General features: G+C 59.1%; 17 protein-coding genes and 6 pseudogenes. All 23 read left to right on the top strand.

What is annotated here, in order from left to right; genetic code table 11:
* The first annotated feature begins 84 nt into the window (after positions 1–84).
* The gene (locus ACERZ8_RS21575) at positions 85–846 is read left to right on the top strand and encodes a type VI secretion system protein TssA (protein ID WP_407594532.1); all 762 of its coding nucleotides are present in this window, start codon (positions 85–87) and stop codon (positions 844–846) included.
* Between the two features lie 210 nt (positions 847–1,056).
* Positions 1,057–1,179: a hypothetical protein gene (locus ACERZ8_RS21580; RefSeq protein ID WP_407594534.1), complete on the top strand. Its 123-nt coding sequence runs from the start codon at positions 1,057–1,059 to the stop codon at positions 1,177–1,179.
* A gap of 22 nt (positions 1,180–1,201) precedes the next feature.
* Positions 1,202–1,737 (top strand): annotated as a pseudogene (gene tssB, locus ACERZ8_RS21585) (type VI secretion system contractile sheath small subunit).
* A gap of 3 nt (positions 1,738–1,740) precedes the next feature.
* Positions 1,741–3,235: pseudogene (tssC, locus tag ACERZ8_RS21590) on the top strand (type VI secretion system contractile sheath large subunit).
* Positions 3,236–3,289: 54 nt separating this feature from the next.
* A complete protein-coding gene (locus ACERZ8_RS21595) occupies positions 3,290–3,817 on the top strand; it encodes an Hcp family type VI secretion system effector (protein ID WP_407594536.1) in 528 nt (175 codons plus the stop codon).
* A gap of 85 nt (positions 3,818–3,902) precedes the next feature.
* A pseudogene (locus ACERZ8_RS21600) lies at positions 3,903–4,004 on the top strand (type VI secretion system accessory protein TagJ); the annotation flags it as partial.
* 73 nt (positions 4,005–4,077) lie between these two features.
* The gene (locus tag ACERZ8_RS21605) at positions 4,078–4,746 is read left to right on the top strand and encodes a type VI secretion system accessory protein TagJ (RefSeq protein ID WP_407594538.1); all 669 of its coding nucleotides are present in this window, start codon (positions 4,078–4,080) and stop codon (positions 4,744–4,746) included.
* 3 nt (positions 4,747–4,749) lie between these two features.
* Positions 4,750–5,226 (top strand): type VI secretion system baseplate subunit TssE, encoded by a 477-nt coding sequence (gene tssE, locus ACERZ8_RS21610; protein ID WP_407594540.1) that lies wholly within the window; start codon positions 4,750–4,752, stop codon positions 5,224–5,226.
* Between the two features lie 26 nt (positions 5,227–5,252).
* A pseudogene (gene tssF / locus ACERZ8_RS21615) lies at positions 5,253–7,130 on the top strand (type VI secretion system baseplate subunit TssF).
* Positions 7,094–8,119 (top strand): type VI secretion system baseplate subunit TssG, encoded by a 1,026-nt coding sequence (tssG, locus tag ACERZ8_RS21620; RefSeq protein ID WP_407594542.1) that lies wholly within the window; start codon positions 7,094–7,096, stop codon positions 8,117–8,119. The pseudogene tssF and the gene tssG overlap by 37 nt, the downstream one beginning before the upstream one ends.
* A 17-nt stretch (positions 8,120–8,136) precedes the next feature.
* A pseudogene (tssH, locus tag ACERZ8_RS21625) lies at positions 8,137–10,874 on the top strand (type VI secretion system ATPase TssH).
* Between the two features lie 29 nt (positions 10,875–10,903).
* On the top strand, positions 10,904–11,257 hold the full coding sequence (locus tag ACERZ8_RS21630) for a hypothetical protein (RefSeq protein WP_407594544.1): 354 nt from the start codon (positions 10,904–10,906) through the stop codon (positions 11,255–11,257).
* The gene (locus ACERZ8_RS21635) at positions 11,254–12,111 is read left to right on the top strand and encodes a hypothetical protein (protein WP_407594545.1); all 858 of its coding nucleotides are present in this window, start codon (positions 11,254–11,256) and stop codon (positions 12,109–12,111) included. The genes ACERZ8_RS21630 and ACERZ8_RS21635 overlap by 4 nt, the downstream gene beginning before the upstream one ends.
* A gap of 82 nt (positions 12,112–12,193) precedes the next feature.
* Positions 12,194–13,132 (top strand): hypothetical protein, encoded by a 939-nt coding sequence (locus tag ACERZ8_RS21640; RefSeq protein WP_407594546.1) that lies wholly within the window; start codon positions 12,194–12,196, stop codon positions 13,130–13,132.
* 28 nt (positions 13,133–13,160) lie between these two features.
* A complete protein-coding gene (locus tag ACERZ8_RS21645; RefSeq protein WP_407594548.1) occupies positions 13,161–14,039 on the top strand; it encodes an ion transporter in 879 nt (292 codons plus the stop codon).
* A pseudogene (gene tssB, locus ACERZ8_RS21650) lies at positions 14,036–14,507 on the top strand (type VI secretion system contractile sheath small subunit); the annotation flags it as partial. The gene ACERZ8_RS21645 and the pseudogene tssB (ACERZ8_RS21650), both read left to right, overlap by 4 nt.
* 21 nt (positions 14,508–14,528) lie before the next feature.
* Complete coding sequence (locus ACERZ8_RS21655) at positions 14,529–18,593, top strand: type VI secretion system contractile sheath domain-containing protein (RefSeq protein ID WP_407594575.1); 4,065 nt, start codon at positions 14,529–14,531, stop codon at positions 18,591–18,593.
* A 7-nt stretch (positions 18,594–18,600) separates the two neighbouring features.
* Complete coding sequence (locus ACERZ8_RS21660; protein ID WP_407594550.1) at positions 18,601–18,828, top strand: hypothetical protein; 228 nt, start codon at positions 18,601–18,603, stop codon at positions 18,826–18,828.
* On the top strand, positions 18,829–19,128 hold the full coding sequence (locus tag ACERZ8_RS21665) for a hypothetical protein (RefSeq protein ID WP_407594551.1): 300 nt from the start codon (positions 18,829–18,831) through the stop codon (positions 19,126–19,128). It begins immediately after the preceding gene.
* A 29-nt stretch (positions 19,129–19,157) separates the two neighbouring features.
* Positions 19,158–21,260: a type VI secretion system Vgr family protein gene (locus ACERZ8_RS21670; protein WP_407594553.1), complete on the top strand. Its 2,103-nt coding sequence runs from the start codon at positions 19,158–19,160 to the stop codon at positions 21,258–21,260.
* 61 nt (positions 21,261–21,321) lie between these two features.
* Positions 21,322–21,582, top strand: coding sequence for a DUF6931 family protein (locus tag ACERZ8_RS21675; protein ID WP_407594555.1), 261 nt, complete (start codon positions 21,322–21,324; stop codon positions 21,580–21,582).
* A complete protein-coding gene (locus tag ACERZ8_RS21680) occupies positions 21,557–21,883 on the top strand; it encodes a DUF6931 family protein (RefSeq protein ID WP_407594557.1) in 327 nt (108 codons plus the stop codon). Before ACERZ8_RS21675 ends, ACERZ8_RS21680 begins: the two co-directional genes overlap by 26 nt.
* A gap of 73 nt (positions 21,884–21,956) precedes the next feature.
* Positions 21,957–22,187: a PAAR domain-containing protein gene (locus tag ACERZ8_RS21685; RefSeq protein WP_407594577.1), complete on the top strand. Its 231-nt coding sequence runs from the start codon at positions 21,957–21,959 to the stop codon at positions 22,185–22,187.
* Positions 22,188–22,189: the final 2 nt, after the last annotated feature.

Here is a 22,189-nt window from a genome sequence, read left to right on the forward strand (position 1 = left end):
TCGAAATTCTGTGATAAGCTGTTTCTTGCTCAAATACTTAACGGGCGAATTTTTCACTATGGCGCATGTACGGCCGGGGGGAACATGGACTTAGACGCGCTTCTTCAAAGCCATGGAGACGACGCACCAAGCGGCGAAGATCTGGAGTATGATCCGGTCTTTACAGAGCTTGAAATCGCCGCCACCCACGGTGAAGAACGCCAGATGGGCGACGACATTCTGCCGCCCGAAGACCCCGACTATAAAGAAGTGGCCGCCAAGGCGCAGGAGATCCTTGCCCGCAGCCATGATCTGCGTGCCGGCATCTATCTGGCCGAGGCCCAGTTGCGCCTCAAGGGCTTTCCCGGTTTTGCCGATGCGACCAGCTATATCGCCCGCTGCCTTGATGAATACTGGGCGTCCTGCCATCCGCAACTGGACGAGGATGATGACAACGATCCGACCATGCGGATCAACGCGATCCTTACCCTTGTCGATGACGCTCGCATTCTGCGCGGTGTGCGTCGCGCGCCCCTGACCCAAAGCCGGACTTTTGGCGCGATCTCGTTGCGCGAAATGGCGGTTGCGGACGGTGAATCCACGCCGACGTCGTGGACATGGAGACTGTCCCTGATCAAGGCCAGGTCGCCGCCGCGTTTCAGGACACCGACGAAGAGGTGCTGCGTGGCATTTCCGAAGCCAGTCGCCCAGTCCCTGTCCGACGTGACCGCCATCGGCGCCAAGCTCGACGAGCAGACCCCGGGGCAGGGTCCTGATCCGGACCCGCCGCTCAAGCTGCTCAAAAAGGCCAGCGGCAAGATCGCCTACAGCGTTGGGCGAACCCGAAGGTGCCAGCGACGGCGATGAAGACGGTGATGCGGATGCTGCGGGTGGCGGCGGCGGCGGCGCGCCCGCCCCGATGGCCAGCGGCGGGGCGGCGGCGGCGCCATCAACACGCCCACCGATGTTCAGAACGCACTTGATCGCATTATCAGCTACTATGAGCGCGCCGAACTTCATCGAGTCCGGTACCGCTTTTACTGGTTCGTGGCGAAAAAGCTTGTCGGCGCCGATTTTATGACCATCGTGCGCGACATGGCCTATGACAGCGTGGATCGGGTCAACATGATCGGCGGGATCAGCGAAGACGATGATCAGGTAATCGCCACAAACGAATATACTTTTGGGCCCGCGTGTTAAGGGCACAAGCCAAGCACAGAGTTTGCGAAGGAGAGACGGGACATGGCGACATGCTCCACAGAAATTCATTGCGCGCAACCGCGCGCCCCGGGTTCAGATCGAATATGATGTTGAACTGTACGGTGCAGAGAAGAAGGTGCAGCTGCCCTTCGTGATGGGCGTCATGTCCGATCTGGCGGGCAAGTCCGAAGTGCCGCAGCCCGGCATCGCGGATCGCAAGTTCCTTGAGATCGACGTCGACAACTTTGACGAGCGGATGAAATCGATGGCCCCGCGTGCCGCATTCACTGTGCCCAACACCCTGAGTGGCGAAGGCAACATGGCCGTCGACATGACGTTCGAATCGATGGACGATTTCAGCCCCGCCGCCATCGCGGCCAAGGTTGAGCCGCTGGCCGAATTGCTGGATGCCCGCACCCAGCTGAGCAACCTCATGACCTACATGGACGGGAAATCGGGTGCCGAGGATCTGATCGCCAAGATCACCCAGGACCCTGCCTTGCTGAAAACCTTGCCGCGCAGCCAGCCCCCAAAGCTGACGCCGAAGATCAGGAGTAAACGATGGCCGAGACAGAAACAGAAGCAGCCGGTGGTGCAGAGGCGACGGCCTTTGGCTCTTCCGACTTTGAAAACCTGCTGAAGAAAGAATTCCGCCCTAAATCCGATCAGGCCAAGACGGCTGTGGAACAGGCGGTCAAGACGCTGGCCGAACAGGCGCTGGCCAACACGGCTCTGGTGTCGGACGACGCGCTGCGCACGATCGAAAGCATCGTCGCCCAGATCGACAAGAAGCTGACCGAGCAGGTCAACGAAATCCTGCACCACCCCGATTTCCAGCAGTTGGAAAGCGCGTGGCGCGGTCTGCATTACCTCGTCAACAATACCGAGACCGACGAGATGCTGAAAATCCGGGTCATGAACATCTCCAAGAAGGACATGCACAAGACCCTGCGCAAATACAAAGGCACCGCACTGGGACCAGTCCCCGATCTTCAAGAAGATCTACGAAGAGGAATTCGGTCAGTTCGGTGGCGAGCCTTATGGCAGCCTGGTGGCGGATTACCACTTTGACCACTCTCCGCCGGATGTGGAGCTGCTGGGCGAGATGTCCAAGATCGCCGCTGCGGCCCACGCGCCGCTGATCACCGGTGCCAACCCGACCCTGTTCCAGATGGACAGCTGGTCTGAACTGGCCAACCCGCGCGATCTGACCAAGATCTTTCAGACCCCGGAATACGCCTCCTGGCGCTCGCTTCGCGAAAGCGAGGATTCCAAATATGTCGGTCTGGCAATGCCGCGCTTCCTCGGGCGTCTGCCTTACGGGTCCAAAACCGACCCGGTCGAGCAGTTCGCCTTTGAAGAGGACACGGACGGCACAGATCACGCCAAGTACGGCTGGGTCAACGCCGCCTATGGCATGGCTGTGAACATCAACCGGTCGTTCAAGGAATACGGCTGGTGCTCGCGGATCCGCGGGATTGAATCCGGTGGTGCGGTCGAGGGTTTGCCTTCGCACACGTTCCCCACGGATGACGGTGGGATCGACCAGAAATGCCCAACGGAAATCGCGATCTCGGATCGTCGTGAGGCAGAACTGGCAGCCAATGGCATGATGCCTCTGATCCACCGCAAGAATTCGACCTCGCCGCTTTCGTCGGGGCGCAGTCGCTGCACAAGCCCGCCGAATACGATGATCCGGATGCGACGGCCAACGCCAACCTTGCAGCCCGTTTGCCGTACCTGTTCGCCACCTGCCGCTTTGCTCACTACCTGAAGTGCATGGTCCGCGACAAAGTTGGCTCGTTCAAATCGCGCGGCGCCATGGAATCGTGGCTGCAGGAATGGATCAACCAATACGTTGATTTCAATTCGGAGTCGTCTCCGGAAGAGGTCAAGGCGCGCCAGCCCCTTGCCGCTGCCGAAGTCGTCGTCGAGGAGGTCGAAGGGAACCCAGTGGTATTACAGTTCAAAGTTTTTCCTACGGCCACATTACCAGTTGGAGGGCCTGAGCGTCTCGTTGCGCCTGACCTCCAAACTCCCCAGTGAGAAGGGATAACCTTCTCGCATTTTCTAAACGACCCGACCCCTAACACTATGAAAGGAACAAATCATGTTTGACGCATTCTGCTATTTCCTGGCTCCACCGACTGAAACCAAGGGTGAAACCCAAGACGTCGATATGAAAGCAAAAGGTGCTTTCGAAATCCTGAGCTTTGAAATTGGCGCTGAAAACAACATCAATATCGGTTCTGTAACCGCTGGTGGTGGTGCCGGTAAGGCGACCTTCAAGGAACTGAACGTCACCAAGAAAACCGACACCGCGTCTGCTGCTCTGTTCAGCGCGCTGTGCAAAGGCGACCACTTTGATGACATGATCATCGAACTGCGCCGCTCGGGCGGTGTGTCCGACACGGGCAAGTCCGGCAAGACATTCCTCAAGTGGGAATTCAAACTGGTCATGATCCAGGACATCACATGGTCCGGTTCGGACGGTGACGACATCTGCGAAGAGACTGTTGTGATGCAGTACGGCGCGATGAAAGTGACCTACACGCCGCAGGACAAGCAAGGCAAGGACATGGCCGTCAAGACAGCCGAGTGGAGCCGCGTCAAGAACCAGGCGAACCTCTCTGTATAAGTATCGCGCCTGCGATATCGCAAGACTTTGGCAGGCCCCGATGTGGGCCTGCCTTTTCAAGAAAGACCATTGAGGAGATGCCCAAGTGAGTGCCGAGGATCTGTTAAAATCTGGTGATCTTGATGGCGCTCTGGCCGCGTTGCAGGATGACATTCGTGCCGATGCCGCCAACCCTGCCTTGCGCATCTTTCTGTTCCAATTGCTGTGTGTGCGCGGCGACTGGAAACGTGCCATCGCACAACTGAAATTATTCTGCCGAGATGGATGGCGCCGCCACCCATATGGCCCAGACCTACCGCGAGGGCATCATCTGCGAGGTCTACCGCGAGAAGGTTTTCTCGGGCGAGAAAGACCCGCTGATCTTTGGCGAGCCCGAAGAGTGGATCGCCCTGATGGTCGAGGCCCTCAAATCCAATGCCGCCGGCAATGCCGATCAGGCCGCCGAGACGCGGGCGCGCGCCTTTGACATGGCCCCGGGCGTGTCGGGCCGCATCAATGGCGAGGCCTTTGAATGGGTCGCGGATGCCGATATGCGCCTTGGCCCGCTTCTCGAAATCATCGTGAACGGCCGCTATTTCTGGATGCCGTTCACCGCCATCGCCAAGGCCAAGTTCGAAGACCCCCTTGATCTGCGCGACGCGGTCTGGACTCCGGCCGAAATCAAGCTGGCCAATGGCGGCGACATCGTTGCCCTGATCCCGACCCGTTATGCAGGTACCGTTGCTGACGGGTCTGATGCGGAGAAGCTCGCCCGTCCGACGCAGTGGCGTGATCTAGGTGCCGACACCTATGCCGGGATGGGTCAACGCCTGCTGACCACCGATCTGGGCGACACGGCCCTGATGGATTTGCGTCTGCTCGAAATGGATGTGGAGGTGCCCGAAGACGCGCAAGCCGCACCCGAACAGGCGCATGAGGACGAGGGCTGATCCATGTCTGACCGCATGATCGCCGAACGTCTGCAGCCGTCCCTTCTGGACCGTCTGACCGATGACGATCCGTTCGAGGTGAAGGAAACCCGTGACAGCCGCGTCATCGATCTGCGCCAGTTGCGCGACATTCTGCAACGCGACCTGAGCTGGCTGCTCAACACCTCGAACAATGACAGCATCATCGACGAAGAGGTGTATCCCAACACCGCCAAATCCGTACTGAACTATGGCATCACCGACATCGCGGGCGATTATTCCACGATTGAACGTGCCCAGTTGATGCGCAAATCTATCGTCGCCGCCGTTCAGAGTTACGAGCCCCGCATTCATCCCGGATCGCTGACCGTCAAGTTGCGCGCCGACGAGGTCAACCGCCAGTCGGTTGTGTCCTTTGATATCCGCGCCGACATGGGCCCAACCTTTGCCGATCGAGCTGTATTTGCGCAGCCAGGTCGACGTCACCACCGGAGAGCTTGAGCTGGAAAGGATCGGCTGACCCCGCCATGGATACCCGACTGCTGAAACATTACGAGGGCGAACTGGCATTCATGCGCGACATGGGGGCCGAATTTGCGGAGGCCTTTCCCAAGATCGCATCCCGTCTGGGCATGGACGGTGTCGAGGTGGTCGACCCTTACGTCGAGCGCTTGCTGGAAGGTGTCGCGTTCCTGTCCGCCCGTGTGCAGCTTGAGCTTGAGCTGCAATATCCCGCGCTGACCTCGCATCTGCTGGAAATCATCTATCCGCATTACCTCTGCCCGCAGCCGTCGATGATGATCGCCGCCTTTGAGCCAGACATGCAGAACGCCGCCCTTGAAGACGGCTATGTGATTGAGCGTGGATCAGAACTGCGCTCTGTGCTGGGCGAGGATGACACCACCCCATGTGTGTTCCGCACCTCGAAAGACGTGCGCATGTGGCCTATCAAGATCACCGAGGCCGAGTATATCGACGGGCGCGGTGAACTGGTCGCCGCCGGTGTCGCCCGCGAAACCGAGGCCCGCGCTGGCATTCGCTTACGTCTGGCCCGCCATGCCGACCAGCCGATTTCGGAACTGTCCCTCGACAACCTGCTGCTGTTCCTCAACGGCAGCGAGGGCAAGAACTGGGAACTGCACGAGTTGCTGAGCACGCAGGTGACCGGCATCCTTGGTCGTTCGACCGACCGGCGCGCTGACTGGGTGGCCGATTTACCGGCTGGCGGCGTGATCCCGCGCGGCTATGACCGGGAAGAGGCGCTGCTGCCCACGCCCCAGCGCAGCTTTGATGGCTACCGGTTGTTGCAGGAATATTTTGCGATGCCCGAACGCTATCACTTTGTCGAGTTGACGGGTCTGTCCATGGCCCTGAACAAGGCCAAGGGCGCGGATGTCGACATCTACATTCTGCTGCGCAACGGCGATCCCGAGATTGCTTCGGGCGTCACGCCCGAGGCCTTTACCCTCAATGCGACGCCTGCCGTGAACCTGTTTCACAAGCGCTGCGACCGCGTTCACATCAGCCCTGCTGTGGCCGAACATCACGTGGTCGCGGACCGCACCGCGCCGCTGGATTACGAGATATTCGCGCTCGACTCCGTGGTTGGCATTTCAGGCGAGGGTGAGGATGACGTGCAATTCCGCCCGTTCTATTCCGCCGATGATCTGACGGCCGCAGGCGAAACACACGCCACTTATTACACTCAGACCCGCAAGATGCGTCAGCGCGCCGAAAAGAACGCCTCAAGGGTGTGCGCACCTCCTATCTCGGCTCGGAAACCTATGTAACGCTGGTTGATGGCGCGCAGGCCCCCTTTGGCACGCAGCTTGATCAGCTTGCCGTGCAGGCGATGGTGACCAACCGTGATCTGCCTCCTGCTTTTGCCGACCGGTGCCAAGGATGTATTCCATCTGCCCGGCGGTGGCCCGGTGGCCCATATCACCACGCCCGTCAGCCCGACCCGGCCCCGCCCGTCACTGGGGCAGGGGGATACGGCGTGGCGTCTGATCTCGCATCTGTCCCTAAACTACCTGTCCATTGCCGACAGCGATGCCACCGACAGCGCCGCCACATTGCGCGAGCTGATCGGCATCTATGTCCCATCCGGCAACAAAGTGCTGGAAAAGCAGCTTGAGGGTCTGTCTGCCGTGTCGACCCGCCCCATCGTGCGCCGCATGGCCGATGAGGTGCTGTCCACCGCCGTGCGCGGCCTTGAAGTGTCAATCACCTTCGATGAGAGTTTTTTCGAGGGCACCAGCGCCTATGCCATGGGCGCCGTGCTTGAGCGGTTTTTCCACAAATATGTGTCTCTGAACAGTTTTACCGAAACGGTGCTTGTCACCCAACAGCGTGGGGAGATTACCCGATGGCGACCGGAAACCGGTCTGGGACGGATCCTCTAACGCATCTAGAGCGGCTGAGCGAGGCTCCTGAAAAATATCACTTCTTCCACGCCTTTCGGGTGCTGGAAGCGGCGTACCCGGATACGGCCCGCATCGGCGAGTCGCGCCGCCCGCGCGAGGACAAGGTGCGGTTTGGCCAGGTGGCTGATTTGCGCTTCCCCCCATCCGCCATTGCCGAATTCACGCCGCCCAAGGGCAAGAAACCGGGGCGGATGATCAACCGCTTTTTCGGACTGTTTGGTCCGAACGGTCCACTGCCGCTGCACCTCACCGAGTTCGCGTCGCAACGTATTCGCCATCACCGGGACCCCACGCTGGTCGCGTTTGCGGATATGTTGACCCATCGCATGACGACGCTGTTTTATCGGGCGTGGCGGTCGGGCGAACCTGCCCCCAGCTTTGATCGCGGCGAGCGGGATGATTTCGAACGTAAGGTTGCGGCCATCGGTGGTTTTCACGCCGACAAGATGCGCACCAAGGACGCGATGCCCGATCTGGCCAAGCGTCACTTTGCCGGACTGTTGTCGCAGGGCACCAAAAACGCAGAAGGCCTGCAATCGATCCTGCAGTCCTTTTTCGGGGCCAAGGTCGAGGTCGAGCAATTTGTCGGCTGCTGGCTTGAGCTGGAACCGGACGATCGCTGGCAAATGGGCAGCCCCACGCAGTTGGGGCGCACCGCATCCGTGGGCGAGCGGGTCTGGACCCGGTCTGCCAAGTTCCGCCTGCGCATCGGTCCGCTCAGCTATGACGAATACCAGCGCCTGCTGCCCGGCACCGGGTCGCTTGAGCGGCTGCGTGCCATTGTGCGCAACTATGTCGGCGACGCGCTGGACTGGGATTTGAACCTGGTGCTGCGGGCTGCCGATGTACCCAAGCCCAAACTGGGTGAAACCGTCCGGCTGGGTCAGACCAGCTGGGTCGGGGACAAGACAAGAAAAAAGATGCGGATGATTTGTATCTGGAGCCAAACGCCCAGACCGCGCCAATGATGGAAGGGACAACCTAAATGACAGAGATCAGCCGCGTAGCATTGTTCGGCAAGCTGAACACCCTTGGATACAAAGCCATCGAAGGCGCCACCGTGTTCTGCAAGATGCGGGGCAACCCTTACGTCGAGATCGTGCACTGGATGCACCAGATCCTGAACAATCAGAACAGCGACATCCATCAGATCATCGATCACTACAAGCTCGACACCAGCAAGATCGCCGAAGAGATCACCGCCGCACTGGATGCGTTGCCGCGTGGCGCGAGTTCTGTCAGCGACCTCTCTTCCCATCTTGAGGATGCGATGGAGCGCGCATGGGTCTGGGGTTCGCTGCTCTATTCTTCCAATCAGGTGCGCACGGGTCACATCATTCTGGGTATGCTTGAAACGCCGAACCTCAAGAACATCCTGACATCGATTTCGCCGACTCTGCCAGCATCAAACCCGACGATCTGGCGGACGAGTTTCACAAGATCACCGATGGTTCACCCGAAGACGCGATGCGTCCGCAGGATGGATCGGTCACCGGTGGCGGTGCGGAACCCGGCGAAGCGTCGGGCGCGCTGAAACCCGGGCAGGAGGGCGGTGAGGCGCTGGATCAGTTCTGCACCGACCTGACCGAACAGGCCCGCAATGGAGAGATTGACCCCATCGTCGGTCGTGACGAGGAAATCCGCCAGATCGTCGACGTGCTGATGCGCCGCCGTCAGAACAACCCGATCCTGACTGGTGAGGCGGGTGCTGGTAAGACAGCTGTGGTCGAAGGCTTCGCCCTGCGCATCGCCCGCGGTGACGTTCCGCCCGCGCTGCGCGATGTCCGTCTGCTGGTGCTGGATGTGGGTCTGTTGCAGGCAGGTGCGTCGATGAAGGGCGAGTTCGAGAACCGCTTGCGCTCGGTCATTGATGAAGTGCAGGCATCGACCACGCCCATCGTGATGTTCGTCGATGAAACCCACACTCTGGTCGGGGCAGGGGGCGCTGCCGGGACCGGCGATGCCGCCAACCTGCTGAAACCGGCGCTGGCGCGCGGCACGTTGCGCACCATCGGTGCCACGACCTGGGCCGAGTACAAGAAGCACATCGAAAAGGACCCCGCCCTGACCCGCCGTTTCCAGGTGGTGCAAGTCGAGGAACCCGACATTCCCAAGGCCATCCTGATGATGCGCGGGATCGCGGGCATGCTGGAAAAGCACCACAAGGTGCAGGTGCTGGACGAGGGCATCGAGGCCGCCGTGACCCTGTCGGCCCGCTATATCCCCGCGCGCCAACTGCCCGGACAAATCCGTCAGCCTGCTCGACACTGCCTGTGCCCGGGTTGCCGTCAGCCAGCACGCTGTGCCTGCCCAAGTGGACGATTCACAGCGCCGCATCGAATCCCTGACGACCGAACTGGACATCATCGGGCGCGATGAAACTGCGGGTTATGACGTGGGCGAGCGCCGCATCAATATCGAGGCCCAAAAGGCCGAGGAAGAAGAACGCCTTGTCGGCCTCAAGGCCAACTGGGAGGCGGAAAAGACGCTGGTCACGGAGATCATCGAGTTGCGCGCCAAGCTGCGCGCCGCCGGTCAGCCGGTGGAAGAGACGCATACCCGCGAGGGCATCGCCGCAGACGAAGCGGCCGAGACCGAAGTGCCGGAAGATGCGGCCATGTCGGACGCGGATCGCGCCGCGATCATGACCGAGTTGAAAGAGAAGAACGCCGCCCTGATCGCGCAGCAAGGCGACAACCCGCTGATCCTGCCCATTGTCGATCATCAGGCCGTGGCATCGGTTGTCGGCGACTGGACCGGCATCCCTGTGGGCCGCATGGTCAAGGACGAGATCGAAACCGTTCTGAACCTCGAAGAGCATCTGGCCAAGCGCGTCATCGGTCAGGACCACGCGATGAAGATGATCGCCAAGCGCATCCAGACGTCGCGCGCAGGGCTCGACAACCCGTCCAAACCCATCGGGGTCTTCATGCTGGCGGGGACCCTCCGGTGTGGGTAAGACCGAAACCGCGCTGGCGCTCGCCGAAGTCCTTTACGGAGGTGAGCAGAACGTCATCACCATCAACATGTCAGAGTATCAGGAGGCCCATACGGTCTCCTCGCTGAAAGGCGCTCCCTCCGGGATATGTCGGATATGGCGAGGGTGGCGTGCTGACAGAGATCGTGCGGCGCAAGCCATATTCGGTTGTTTTGCTTGATGAAGTAGAAAAAGCGCATCCTGATGTGCATGAAATCTTCTTTCAGGTGTTTGATAAGGGAGTGATGGAAGACGGCGAGGGCCGCGTGATCGATTTCAAGAACACGCTGATCCTTCTGACGTCGAATGCAGGGACCGATTTGATCATGGACATGTGTGCCGACCCCGAACTGATGCCGGACCCCGAGAGCATGGCGAAAGCCCTGCGCGAGCCGCTGCTGAAGGTGTTCCCGCCCGCGCTGCTTGGGCGTCTGGTCGCGATCCCGTATTATCCACTGAGCCCGGACATGATCGGCAAGATCACCGTGCTGCAACTGAACCGCATCAAAAAGCGGGTCGAGGCGGCCCATGGTGTACCGTTCGAATATTCGGACGCCGTGGTGCAGGAAATCGTGGATCGTTGTCAGGAACTTGAAAGCGGCGGACGCATGATCGACGCGATTGTCACCAACACCATGTTGCCCGACATTTCGGCCTCGTTCCTGCGCACAATGATGGAGGGAGGAGAGATCGCCAAGGTCTCTATCGATGTGGCGGATGGGAACTTCACATACGCCTTTGACTGAGCTGATTATTTTCTAAGGAGGGAATTACGATGGCTATGCAGTACAAGACGATTTTCATGGGTTCTGGCGGCGGTGTTGACGTCGACAAGGCAGATGTTGCCGCAATTGCAACCGAGCTGGGCAAATACCTCAAAACAAACGGCATGCAGGCGCAGGGCATCAAGTTGCCCGGCCTGAAAAAGGCGCAAACCACGATCAAGAAAGCCGCAGAGATTCTGGCAAAGTCCCGTAACAGCCCCCTGGCCCAGGAACTGGGAATGGCGCCCGAGCTGAAGGTCGTCGCCGGGATCGACACCAAGGGCGACATGTCAGCCACGATCACCGGCCTGCTGCCCCCTCGAAATCCGGCAAGCCGCCGATCAATTTCGACAAGACAGAGGTGATCCGCAAAGGCTGGACCAAGTTGGAGGCGGAATTGTCCAACGAGACCAATGTGGTCGTCAACCTGACCAAAAAGAACTTTCAGATCATAGAAGCAGCCGCTGACAAGCTGCTCGCCAAACACAAAGGCGATGTGGATGCCGTCTATAAGGATCCCGTCTACAAGCAGCTGGTCGACAAATACAATGATGGCGACACGCGCGTCATCAACGGCGCCGTCGCCAAGCAGGCCAAGAAGTTCAAGGTCAGTGCGGTGGACACAACGGATGCCGACTTTGGTGAGGTCACAACCGGCACCGTCATTCTGGCCGCCCATGGCAGCCGAGTGAAGGAGCAGGGCAAAACCGTCGGCACCAAGCTGGGTCGCAAGACGCCCGAACAGATCGTGGCCCTGCTGACCGAGCAAAGCGACAAGTCCAAGAACCTGTCCAAGGATTTCAAGGGCACCGTTTTGCTGTCGGGCTGCTTTACCGCGGCGGGCGGCGTGCCGCCATCGGATGACTACGACTATGCACCCTTTGCGATGAAGGTCTGGAACCTGCTCAAGAAGAAGGGGATCAAATGCAAGGTTTCCGGTCTTCCGGGCACCGCGTTTACAAATGCGGATGGCTCCAAGAAGTCGGTCGCGCCGACGGATCAGGATGACTACGACGCGCTCAATGCCGACATCAAGGCCTTTGAGGCGTCGCTGAAGAAGCAGGACAAAAAGCTGAAATCCAAGGACAAGGCGACAGTCGCTGCGGCCAACAAGGAGGTCAAGCGCCTGAACGATCTGATCAAGGCGAAAAAAGACTCCAAACTGACGAAGCGGATGAAGGATCTGGTCGGGAACTTTGGTCTGGACCCGATCCGCTAGGACGCACTGAAAACTATGCTACGCGGCCTGACACCGGACTGCGTTGCAGTAAACGAAACACGATTTGACAGAGGATCAAAAGATGGCTGCTGACGGAAACAAGGCAATGACCGCAAAACTGGAAGTTCCATGGCAAAAGGAGATGAAGGGCGAGCTCATCAAGTGGGTGAACTCTGAAAAAGACATCGTCAAGCTGTTCCCCAAGAAGATCACCTATTCTCAGAAGGTCGAACTGAACCCGGCCAAGTGGAATGACAGCAAGCTGAAAAACGCGCTGCCGGCCCTTGTCCGTCCCGAATTGCAGATCCTCGCGAACCGCATTTCCGACGCGGAAAAGCTGGCCGACAAAGCCAAGTCGCCCAAAGAGCACAACAAGGTGATTGCCGCCGTCAAACTGGCCATCAAGACCAGCCAGTCCGAGATCGAAGAGAAGTGTTCAACCGCCCTCGAAGAGCTGGAATCCGGTGTGGCCGATGCCAAGGCCGGGCTGGCCCTTGGCAAGAAGGCAATGGCGGAAGTCGGACGGCTGGAGGCCGACAAGGTGTTCAGCGCGCCGCTGGAGATTGCCATCACTTCTGCCAAGAGCATCCATCAGGCGGAATCCGGCGGCAAGGACGTCAAAGCCGCCCAGGAATCGGCCAAGAAAGAGATCGCCGAGGCCCTCAAGATTCTCAATGACACCGGCAAGACCGCCCAGAATGTCGCCAAGTATCTGTCTGCAAACGGCAAGAAGATGGCTGACAATCCCAAGGGTGAAGTGTCGGCCTTTGGCAAGAAGGTCATGGACAAGAAGGTGCTTGGCCCGCTGCAACAGCTGGACAAGGACATCGACAAGATGACCGCGGCCCTCGTCGGATATGCCAAGGACCTCAAGGACGGCAAAATGGACGGCCACAAGGCCAAGATGGCCGAAAGCGAGTTCAACAAGATGAAGGGTCTGCAAAAGACGGCTGACACCGCCGTGAAGGAAATGCAGGGCCTGCAAAAGGCGTTCAAGGCTGTTCAGAAAGATCTGAAATAGGTCGAATTACCGACCGGATGGAGATGCAATGACCGAAGGATCAGGCAAAACCGAAGAGTTGGCAGCAGCCTCGCATAACGGGTCTGCGCGTGCCCGGCTGCGCGCCTTTCTTGAGGAAGACCGCGTCGTGAACGCGATCATGACGTTGATCATTTTCAACGCCATCACGCTTGGCATCAGCACGTCAGACTGGGCGCAGGCCAACTTTGGCGGTGTGCTGCGTGTGATCGACAAGACGGTCCTGACCATCTTCGTGATCGAATTGCTGCTGAAACTCTATGCCTATGGTCTGAGCTTTTTCCGCAACTCGTGGAACATCTTTGATCTTGGTGTTGTGTCCGTGGGCCTGTTGCCTGCGACGGCCGGTCTGTCTGCTTTGCGCGGTCTGCGCGTCATTCGGGCCTTGCGATTGCTGTCCGTTATCCCGCAGATGCGTGCGGTTGTTCAGGCGCTGCTGGATGCCTTGCCGGGCATGGGTGCTGTGATCGTCATGATCTCGATCGTGTTCTACGTCTTTGGCGTCATGGCCACGATCATGTATGGCAACAGCTTTGATGAATGGTTCGGCACCCTTGGCCGATCTCTTTATTCCCTGTTCCAGATCATGACTCTTGAATCCTGGTCCATGGGCATCGTGCGCCCGGTTATGGAAGTGTATCCGACGGCGTGGGCCTTCTTTGTGCCCTTCATCGTGATCACCGCGTTTTCGGTGCTCAACCTGTTCATCGGTCTGCTGGTCAACACCATGCAGTCCGCCGTGGAGGAAGAGACCGAGGCCGAGTTCGAAAAGCTGCGCGCGCTGGTTCGTCAGGAAACCGATCAGGTCGACGCCCATGTGCTTGAGCTGACCGCCAAGGTCGACGCCCTGAGTGAAGAGTTGCGCAAAGCCCGGGAAGGTGGCGCATGAGTTCCCAGAAGTTCATAGCCCGCAACCGCGCCCCCCGCGTCCAGATAGAATACGACGTGGAGCTTTATGGCGCCGAGAAGAAGGTGCAATTGCCCTTTGTGATGGGTGTGATGTCTGACCTTGCGGGCAAGTCCGAGGTTCCCCAACCGTCGATTGCCGACCGCAAGTTCCTTGAGATCGACGTCGACAACTTTGACGAGCGGATGAAGTCGATGGCCCCGCGCGCCGCCTTCACCGTGCCCAACACCCTGACAGGAGAGGGCAACCTGGCCGTCGATCTGACCTTCAACAAAATGTCGGATTTCAGCCCGGCCGCGATTGCTGAAAATGTCGATACTCCTCAAGCCGCTGCTTGAGGCGCGCACCCAACTGTCCAACCTGATGACCTATATGGACGGCAAGGCAGGGGCCGAAGCGCTCATCGAGGAAATCCTTGGCAAACCCGAACTGCTGAAGTCCCTGACCGCAGGCGTCGGTGCCGCAGCAGCCATGGATGACGCCTTGGACTCCTTGCGTGCCATCACGCCCGAGGACGCCCCCCAAACCGACGAAGCCGCCGATGTCCTTGCCGGGATCGACCGGGTGGAGGATGCGCCCGAGGAAGACACGAGCGCGGATGTGCTCGCCGGTATTGAACGGGTCGAAGATGTGCCCGAGGAGGACACCACTGCTGACGTTCTGGCAGGCATTGAGCAGGTTAAAGATGCGCCGGAAGAAGACACCACCGCCGATGTGCTCGCTGGGATCGAACAGGTAGAGGATGCGCCGGAAAAGGACACAACGGCGGACGTCCTTGCAGGTATCGAGCAGGTTGAGGACGTGCCGGAAGAAGACGTAGCCGCTGATGTTCTCGCGGGCATCGAGCATGTCGAAGACGTGCCTGAAGAAGATAAGACTGCCGACGTCCTTGCCGGAATAGAGCAGGTCGAGGACAAGCCTGAAGTGGACACAACCGCCGACGTTCTCGCGAGCATCGAACAAGTCGAAGACGCACCCGAAGAAGACATCACTGCCGATGTGCTCGCTGGCATTGAACAGGTCGAGGACGTGCCGGAAGAGGACACGACTTCAGACGTCCTTGCTGGAATTGAGCAGGTTGTCGACACACCTGAGGAAGACACCGCTTCTGACATTCTTGCAGGCATTGAAAATGTCGAGGAGACCCCCGAGGAAGACACCACTGCCGACGTGCTCGCCGGGATTGAACAAGTCGAGGACGCTCCTGAAGAGGACGCCACCGCCGATGTTCTTGCGAGTATTGAGCAGGTCGAGGAGGCGCCGGAAGAAGATACCACCGCCGATGTCCTTGCGAGCATAGAACAAGTGGACGAGGCTCCGGAGGAGGTCACGACCGCCGATGTCCTCGCAAACATCGAGGAAGTCGAAGACACACCCGAAGAGGACACAAGCGCTGACGTTCTTGCCGGGATCGAACATGTCGAAGATGCGCCCGAGGACGATACAACCGCCGACGTTCTTGCCGGTATCGAGCAGGTTGAAGATGCCCCGGAGGAGGACACAGCCGCTGATGTGCTGGCCGGTATCGAGCAGATCGAAGACACACCGGAGAAAGACACCACCGCCGATGTCCTTGCGGGTATCGAAGAGGTGGCTGAGACCGTCGAAGAGGACACCTCGGACGACATTCTGGGCGCGCTGGAAGAGCCCGAGGTCGCGGAGGTCGAGGACACCGACCTAGACGATGTGCTGGGCGGCATAGAAGCGAAGCCGGACGCCGAAGATGACGGTAATGCAGTCGGCGATGTGCTCGCAGGGTTAGATGCACCCGTCGAGGACGCGGACGAAGCCGACGATCTTGATGACATCCTGTCGGGCCTTGATGCGCCGGACGAGGCCGAGGACGACGGCGACGATGTTGGTGATGTGCTTGCCGGGCTGGATGCACCCGCCGAAGAGCCGGAAGAGACGGACGATCTGGATGATATCCTGTCGGGTCTCGATACACCCGACGAGGCCACGGAAGAAGATGACGAGGTCGGGGACGTTCTTGCAAGCCTCGACTCGCCAGCCGAGGAAACCGAACGGGCGGACGACCTGGAAGACATCCTTTCGGGTCTCGACACACCGGATGAGGCAGAGGACGTCGGCGATGATGTTGGTGATGTGCTTGCAAGTCTCGACTCGCCCGCCGAGGAACCAGCAGAGACAGACGATCTCGACGACATCCTGTCGGGCCTCGATGAACCCGAGGAAGCTGTGGAAACCGAAGACGCGGCAGACGATGTACTGGCGGGCCTCGATGCGCCTGAGGCGCAAGCCGAGGACACCGACGATCTCGATGACATTCTGGCTGACCTCGATGCCCCGGCACCAGAGGAGGATGCACAGGATGATCTTGACGACATTCTGGGCGCGCTGGAGACGGATGAGGACGCGGATACGGATGGCGATGATCTGGACGACATCCTTGCCGGGCTCGATACGGATGACGCCGCGCCTGAAGCGGCTGAGGACGACGTGGACGCTTTACTCGCCGGGTTGGAGACACCCGACGAGAGCGATGACAGTGATGACGATTTGGACGATATCCTCGCAGGGCTGGACAGCGATGACGCGGACACGGACACATCGGACGATGACATGGACGCGCTGCTGGCGGGCTTGGACGCGCCTGACGACAGTGGCGAAGAGAGCGACGATTTAGACGACATACTTGCAGGTCTAGAAGACGACACAACGGACACAGACTCGTCTGACGACGACATGGACGCGCTTTTGGCCAGTCTGGATACAGATGACGACAGCGATGCACCTGATGGGGATGAGGACGCATCCGATGATGATATGGATGCCCTGCTGGCCAGTCTGGATGATGATGACGCCGGCGATGACGACGCGGATGGGGACGACGATCTGGATGCGCTGCTGGCGGGTCTGGACGATGACAGCGACGCGGAAGACGAGGGCGATGATGATCTGGCCGCATTGTTGGGCGAGCTGGAAGGTGACGATGACAGCGTGACAGAGGCCGACGAACCAGAGAATGCCGAAGCCGAAACACCCGAAGACACCGGGCCGACGCAATCGCCCTTTGGCATGATCAGCCTGCCACGACCGAGCCGCGCGGACCTGAACCGCACGAAATTCCGCATGGCCGTCTTTGGCGACTTTACGGGCCGAGCCGCGCGCGGGTTGATGGAAACGGGCGAGGCGCTGGCCAACCGCAAGGCGATCCCGCTGGATGTCGACACCATTGACGAGGTCATCGAAGGCTTTGGCACCACGCTGGTCCTGCCCATCGGTGAGGGCGGCACGGGTGTCGAGATCAAGCTGGGTGAGATGGACGACCTGCACCCTGACGAGCTTTATGACAATGTCGAGCTGTTCGACGCCATCTCGGGCGTGCGCCGCCAACTTGGCGTCGGGTCGATGGCCGACAAGGCCGTGGAACAGTTAAAGTCGTGGTCCGAAACCTATGCGACGCCGATCAAGCTGCCCAAGAAATCTGCCGGGTCGTCGATGCCCACCAACCTCAAACTCAGCGATTTTCAGGCGTTGATCGGGGACACGCGCGGCACGCTGACCGAATTGGGCCCAGCCGATCAACTGATCGCGCAGATCATCGGGCCCCACGTGGTCAAGGCCCCGGATGCCGGTGCTGCAGCGATGCAGGCGGCAGTGGACGAAGCGCTGAGTTCTGCGATGAACCTGATCCTGCACCATCCCGAATTCCAAGCGATTGAAGCGCAGTGGCGCTCGCTTGATCTGCTGGCGCGGCGGATCGAGACGGATGTGAAGCTGGAAATCGTGCTCTACGATGTGTCGGCCGAAGAACTGGCCGCCGATCTTGCCGCACAAGAGGATCTGTCGGAAAGCGGGCTGTTCAAGCTGGTCACCGATGTGCTGGAGCCGGAGGAAGGGGCAGGCGGCTTTTCGGCGCTGTTCGGGCTTTATACGTTTGAGGAAACGCCGCCCCATGCGGAGTTGCTGGCCCGGATCGGGCAGGTGGGTTTGCATGTGGATGCGCCGTTCTTTTCAGCGATGTCGCCCAACTATCTCGACACCGACCCCGAGGACCGGCATCCGCTGGTGGCCAAGAACTGGGACACGCTGCGCAAGATGCCGGAGGCGGCTTATGTCGCCCTTGCCTCGCCCCGCTTCCTGTTGCGCCAGCCCTATGGTGCCAAATCCGACCCGGTCTATGCGTTCGAGTATGAGGAATTCTCGCCCAAGACCGGCCTCAAAGGCATGTTGTGGGCCAATCCCGTTGTGCTGATCGCCATCCTGCTGGCGGCGACCTACAAGAAAGACGGCAAGGCCATGGACCTTGGGTCGATGATGACGCTGGATGATCTGCCGTTTACTTATGTCAATGACCGCTATGGGGATCAGGTCGCGCTACCGTGTACAGAACGCAACCTGACAAGTGATCCCGCGCAGGCTACACTTGGGCGTGGATATATGCCCGTCTTGTGGATGAAGGGGCGCAATGCCATCCGGCTTGGATCGTTCCGTTCGCTTGGGGGCGACACGATTGCAGGCCCCTCGGCAGGATGCGGTGCCCGCCCCGCGCAAGGCGCCCAAATCGCCTGATCTGGACGTGGAGATTGACGCGACCGTCGGCGATGACGACGATGCCGCAAACGACGATACATCGCTTGACGATCTGCTCGCCGGGCTTGAGGATGATACGCCGACAGATGACGGGGACGATGACACGTCACTGGATGATCTGCTGGCGGGCTTTGACGACGACGATGACGACGCATCAGACGACGATGATGACGAAATGGATCCGGAGCTTGCCGCCTTGCTGGAGGGCCTTTGAATGAACGCACTGAACGGAATACCAGGAAAAGGCCCCGGCGACGGGGACGAACCCCCGATCATTTTGTTGGGAATCGAGAAACGCAGTTACTACGTGTATAAAGGTGACGAGTTCCTGAACCAGCTTTTGCTGGCGGATGGGGAATTTCCAACACCCATTCTGTGCGTGAACTTTGACACCATTTTTGACGCCAAGCGCATCCTTGGCGAAGACTTTTCATTGGCGGCCTGCTGGGTGATCCATCCCGAGATCGTCAAGAGATTGCGTGAAGATAAGTATTTGATTGAAGCGGACGAATAAGGCCCACGTTAGGGCCAAGGAGAATTGAAATGGCAGATAGGGAACTTGAGCTTGAAGGCCGCAAGGTCTGGATGGAGGGCACATATACGTCCACGCCAGTCAACCTGAAGAATGCGCGTATCATCGAGGGACTGAGCACCCTGACGGAAACCACCGTTGAGTTCCTGTCCAGCAACGAGGCGCTGGACCTGCAGGACATTCTTGGTTCGACCATCCATCTGGGTCAAAAGGACGAAGACGACGAGGACCGGTTTTTTACCGGGACCTGCGTGTCCGTCGATTACGTTGGTCTTTATCAGGGGATGTCGCATTTCGTGGCCGAAGTGCGTCCGTGGCTGTGGTTCCTGACCCGCACCCGTGAAAACCGCATCTTTCAGGAATTGCACGTTCTGGACATCATCAAACAGGTGATGGACCCCTACGGCTTCTGGTCAGACGTCAAACAGGAGACGACAGGCAGCTACAAGGCGCGCACCTACTGTGTGCAGTACAACGAAAGCGATTTCGAATTCATCTCGCGTCTGATGGAAGAAGAAGGAATTTATTACTACTTCATTCAGGACGACAAGAAACTGAAGATGGTGCTGGCCGACAGCATCAGTGCCCACAAGCCCACCCCCAAAGCTGCCAAGATCGACTTTGCCTTCAAGGAAGGTGGCGAATATCGCCGCGACAACGATCACATCTTTGACTGGAGTGAGACCACCGTTGTGACCAGCGGCAAGGTCACCATGGAAGACTATGATTTTGACAAGCCCAAGACCGAGCTGAAAAAAGTCAAAACCATGCCCAAGGGGGACCACAACAAAAAGAGCTTTGAGCACTACATGTATCCCGGGCACAACCGGACGCCGGGCGTGGACGATGCCTTTGTCAAAGTGCGTATGGAAGCCGAAGCTGTGCGCCACAAGCTGTCGCGCGGGGCCGGGAACGTACGTACCTTGGGTGCCGGGCAGACCTTCAAACTGGTCGATCATCCGCGCAAGTCCAACAACATCGACTACCTTGTCACCCGCGCCGTGCACCATCTGCAGATCGAAACGGATTACGAAGATGCAGAGACGAAGAAGCCGCTGTTTGACAGCACGTTGCCCGTGGACGAGGACAACACCGACACCTACCGCATCGTGTTCGATGTGATCCCGAAAAGCGAACAGTTCCGCGCGCCGCAAGTCACGAAATGGCCCCGTTCGATGGGTCTGCAGACCGCCGTTGTCACCGGCCCGTCCGGCGAGGAAATCTACACCGACCAATATGGCCGCATCAAAGTACAGTTCCACTGGGACCGTCTGGGCGAGAACAACGAAAACACGACCTGCTGGGTGCGTTGCGTCATGCCGTGGACCGGCAAGAACTGGGGCATGATCCACATTCCCCGGATCGGTCAGGAAGTTGTCATCCAGTTTGAAGAAGGCGACCCGGATCGCCCGATCTGCACGGGTATGCTGTATAATGCCGACACAATGCCGCCCTATGCGCTTGATGCCAACAAGACCCAAACCGGGATCAAGACCCGGTCCACCAAGGAAGGTGCCGCCAGCAATTACAACGAACTGGTGTTCGAGGACAAAAAGGATGAGGAATTCATCCGCATGCACTCGGAAAAGGACTATTTCCAGACCATCGAGAACAATGCAGTTGTGAAGATCGGTCATGACAAGATGGACCCGGGCGATCTGACCCAGAACATCTATCACACCAAGACCGAAACGATTGAAACCGGCGACCACATCTTTTCCGTGGATACGGGCAATCAGGAAATCTTTATCAAGACGGACCACACCGAAACGATCGAGGGCGAGGCCGAACAGACCATCACCGGCAACTACACGCAAACGATCACCGACGGCGACGTGACCCGCGAAGTGTCAAGCGGCAACGAGGATCATACCCTGCCTTCGGGTGACTACTCACTCAAGACAACCGCGGGGTCGATAGCCATCGAGGCAGGCACGGAAATCTCGTTAACGGTGGGTGGCAACTCTATTGTGATCGACATGTCCGGGATCACCATATCAGGCACCATGGTCACGGTAGAAGGCGAGGCAACGGTTGACGTGGCGTCTCCGATGACAACCGTATCGGCAGATGCCGTGCTGACGCTTGACGGCGGCACAACCATGATCAACTGAGGTAAGTAATGTCCAAACGATTTGAAAACCTCAAGAAAATCCGGATCAGCCCGCCGCGCGGTTGCTGGCGGCCGCCAATGCCAAGCTCAAGACCAAGCTGAAGTCACCGGCCAACGCATCGGTACAGACCGTTCTCGAAGAGTTGGAAGCCGCCGAGGCGCCGGTCGATATTCTGCGGCTGCTGTCCGTGTCACTGCCGCCACGCGAATGCGTGTGGTGGGCCTGTATTGCCGGTCGCGACATACTGGAGGAAGGCGAGAAGAGCGCATGCCTGACCGCCTCCGAAGCTTGGGTGTTTGAACCAGAGTGTCGAAAACCGTGAGCGACTGCGCGTTGTTCTGGAAAACGAGTCTTCGGGTGACAAGTCCGCTGCCTGCGCCACGGCCGCCTACTATGCCCCCGGAAACCTTGGCGAAGGCGATATGGCTGATATTGCTGCCCCCGTTGGGGTGGTGTCTGCCTGTTGCTTTGGTATGAACCTCAAAACCTTGAAAGTCGGCCCGACTCCGGCCCGATGCTTTGAAGTAACGATAGATCGGGCGCTCGACATTGCACGCGGTGGCAATGGCAAGATACAGTTGGCTGAAGAAACCGAAAAGACAACCAAGGAAGGAACTGCCTGATGCCCGGCCCCCCCAAGCCCGCCTTGCAGACATGCATACCGGTCCCTGCACTTTGGGGTCTCCTTTGCCGATCATGCCGCCTTGTTGCCCAACCGTTCTGGTGTGCAAGATGCCAGCGGCGCGGGTCACGGACATGTGCCTTGGGCTGATTGCGCCCCCTGCGGCCAACTTTCCCCCACACCCGATCGCCAAGGGGTCCATGACCGTGCTGATCGGCAAAGTGCCTGCCGCGCGCATCGGGGATATGTGCTCGCTTGGTGGCGCGATTGTTGCGGGTGCACCTACAGTTCTGACGGGCGGCTAACA

The organism is Tateyamaria armeniaca (genome assembly GCF_045797845.1).
In the GTDB taxonomy this organism is placed as follows: Bacteria; Pseudomonadota; Alphaproteobacteria; order Rhodobacterales; family Rhodobacteraceae; genus Tateyamaria; species Tateyamaria armeniaca.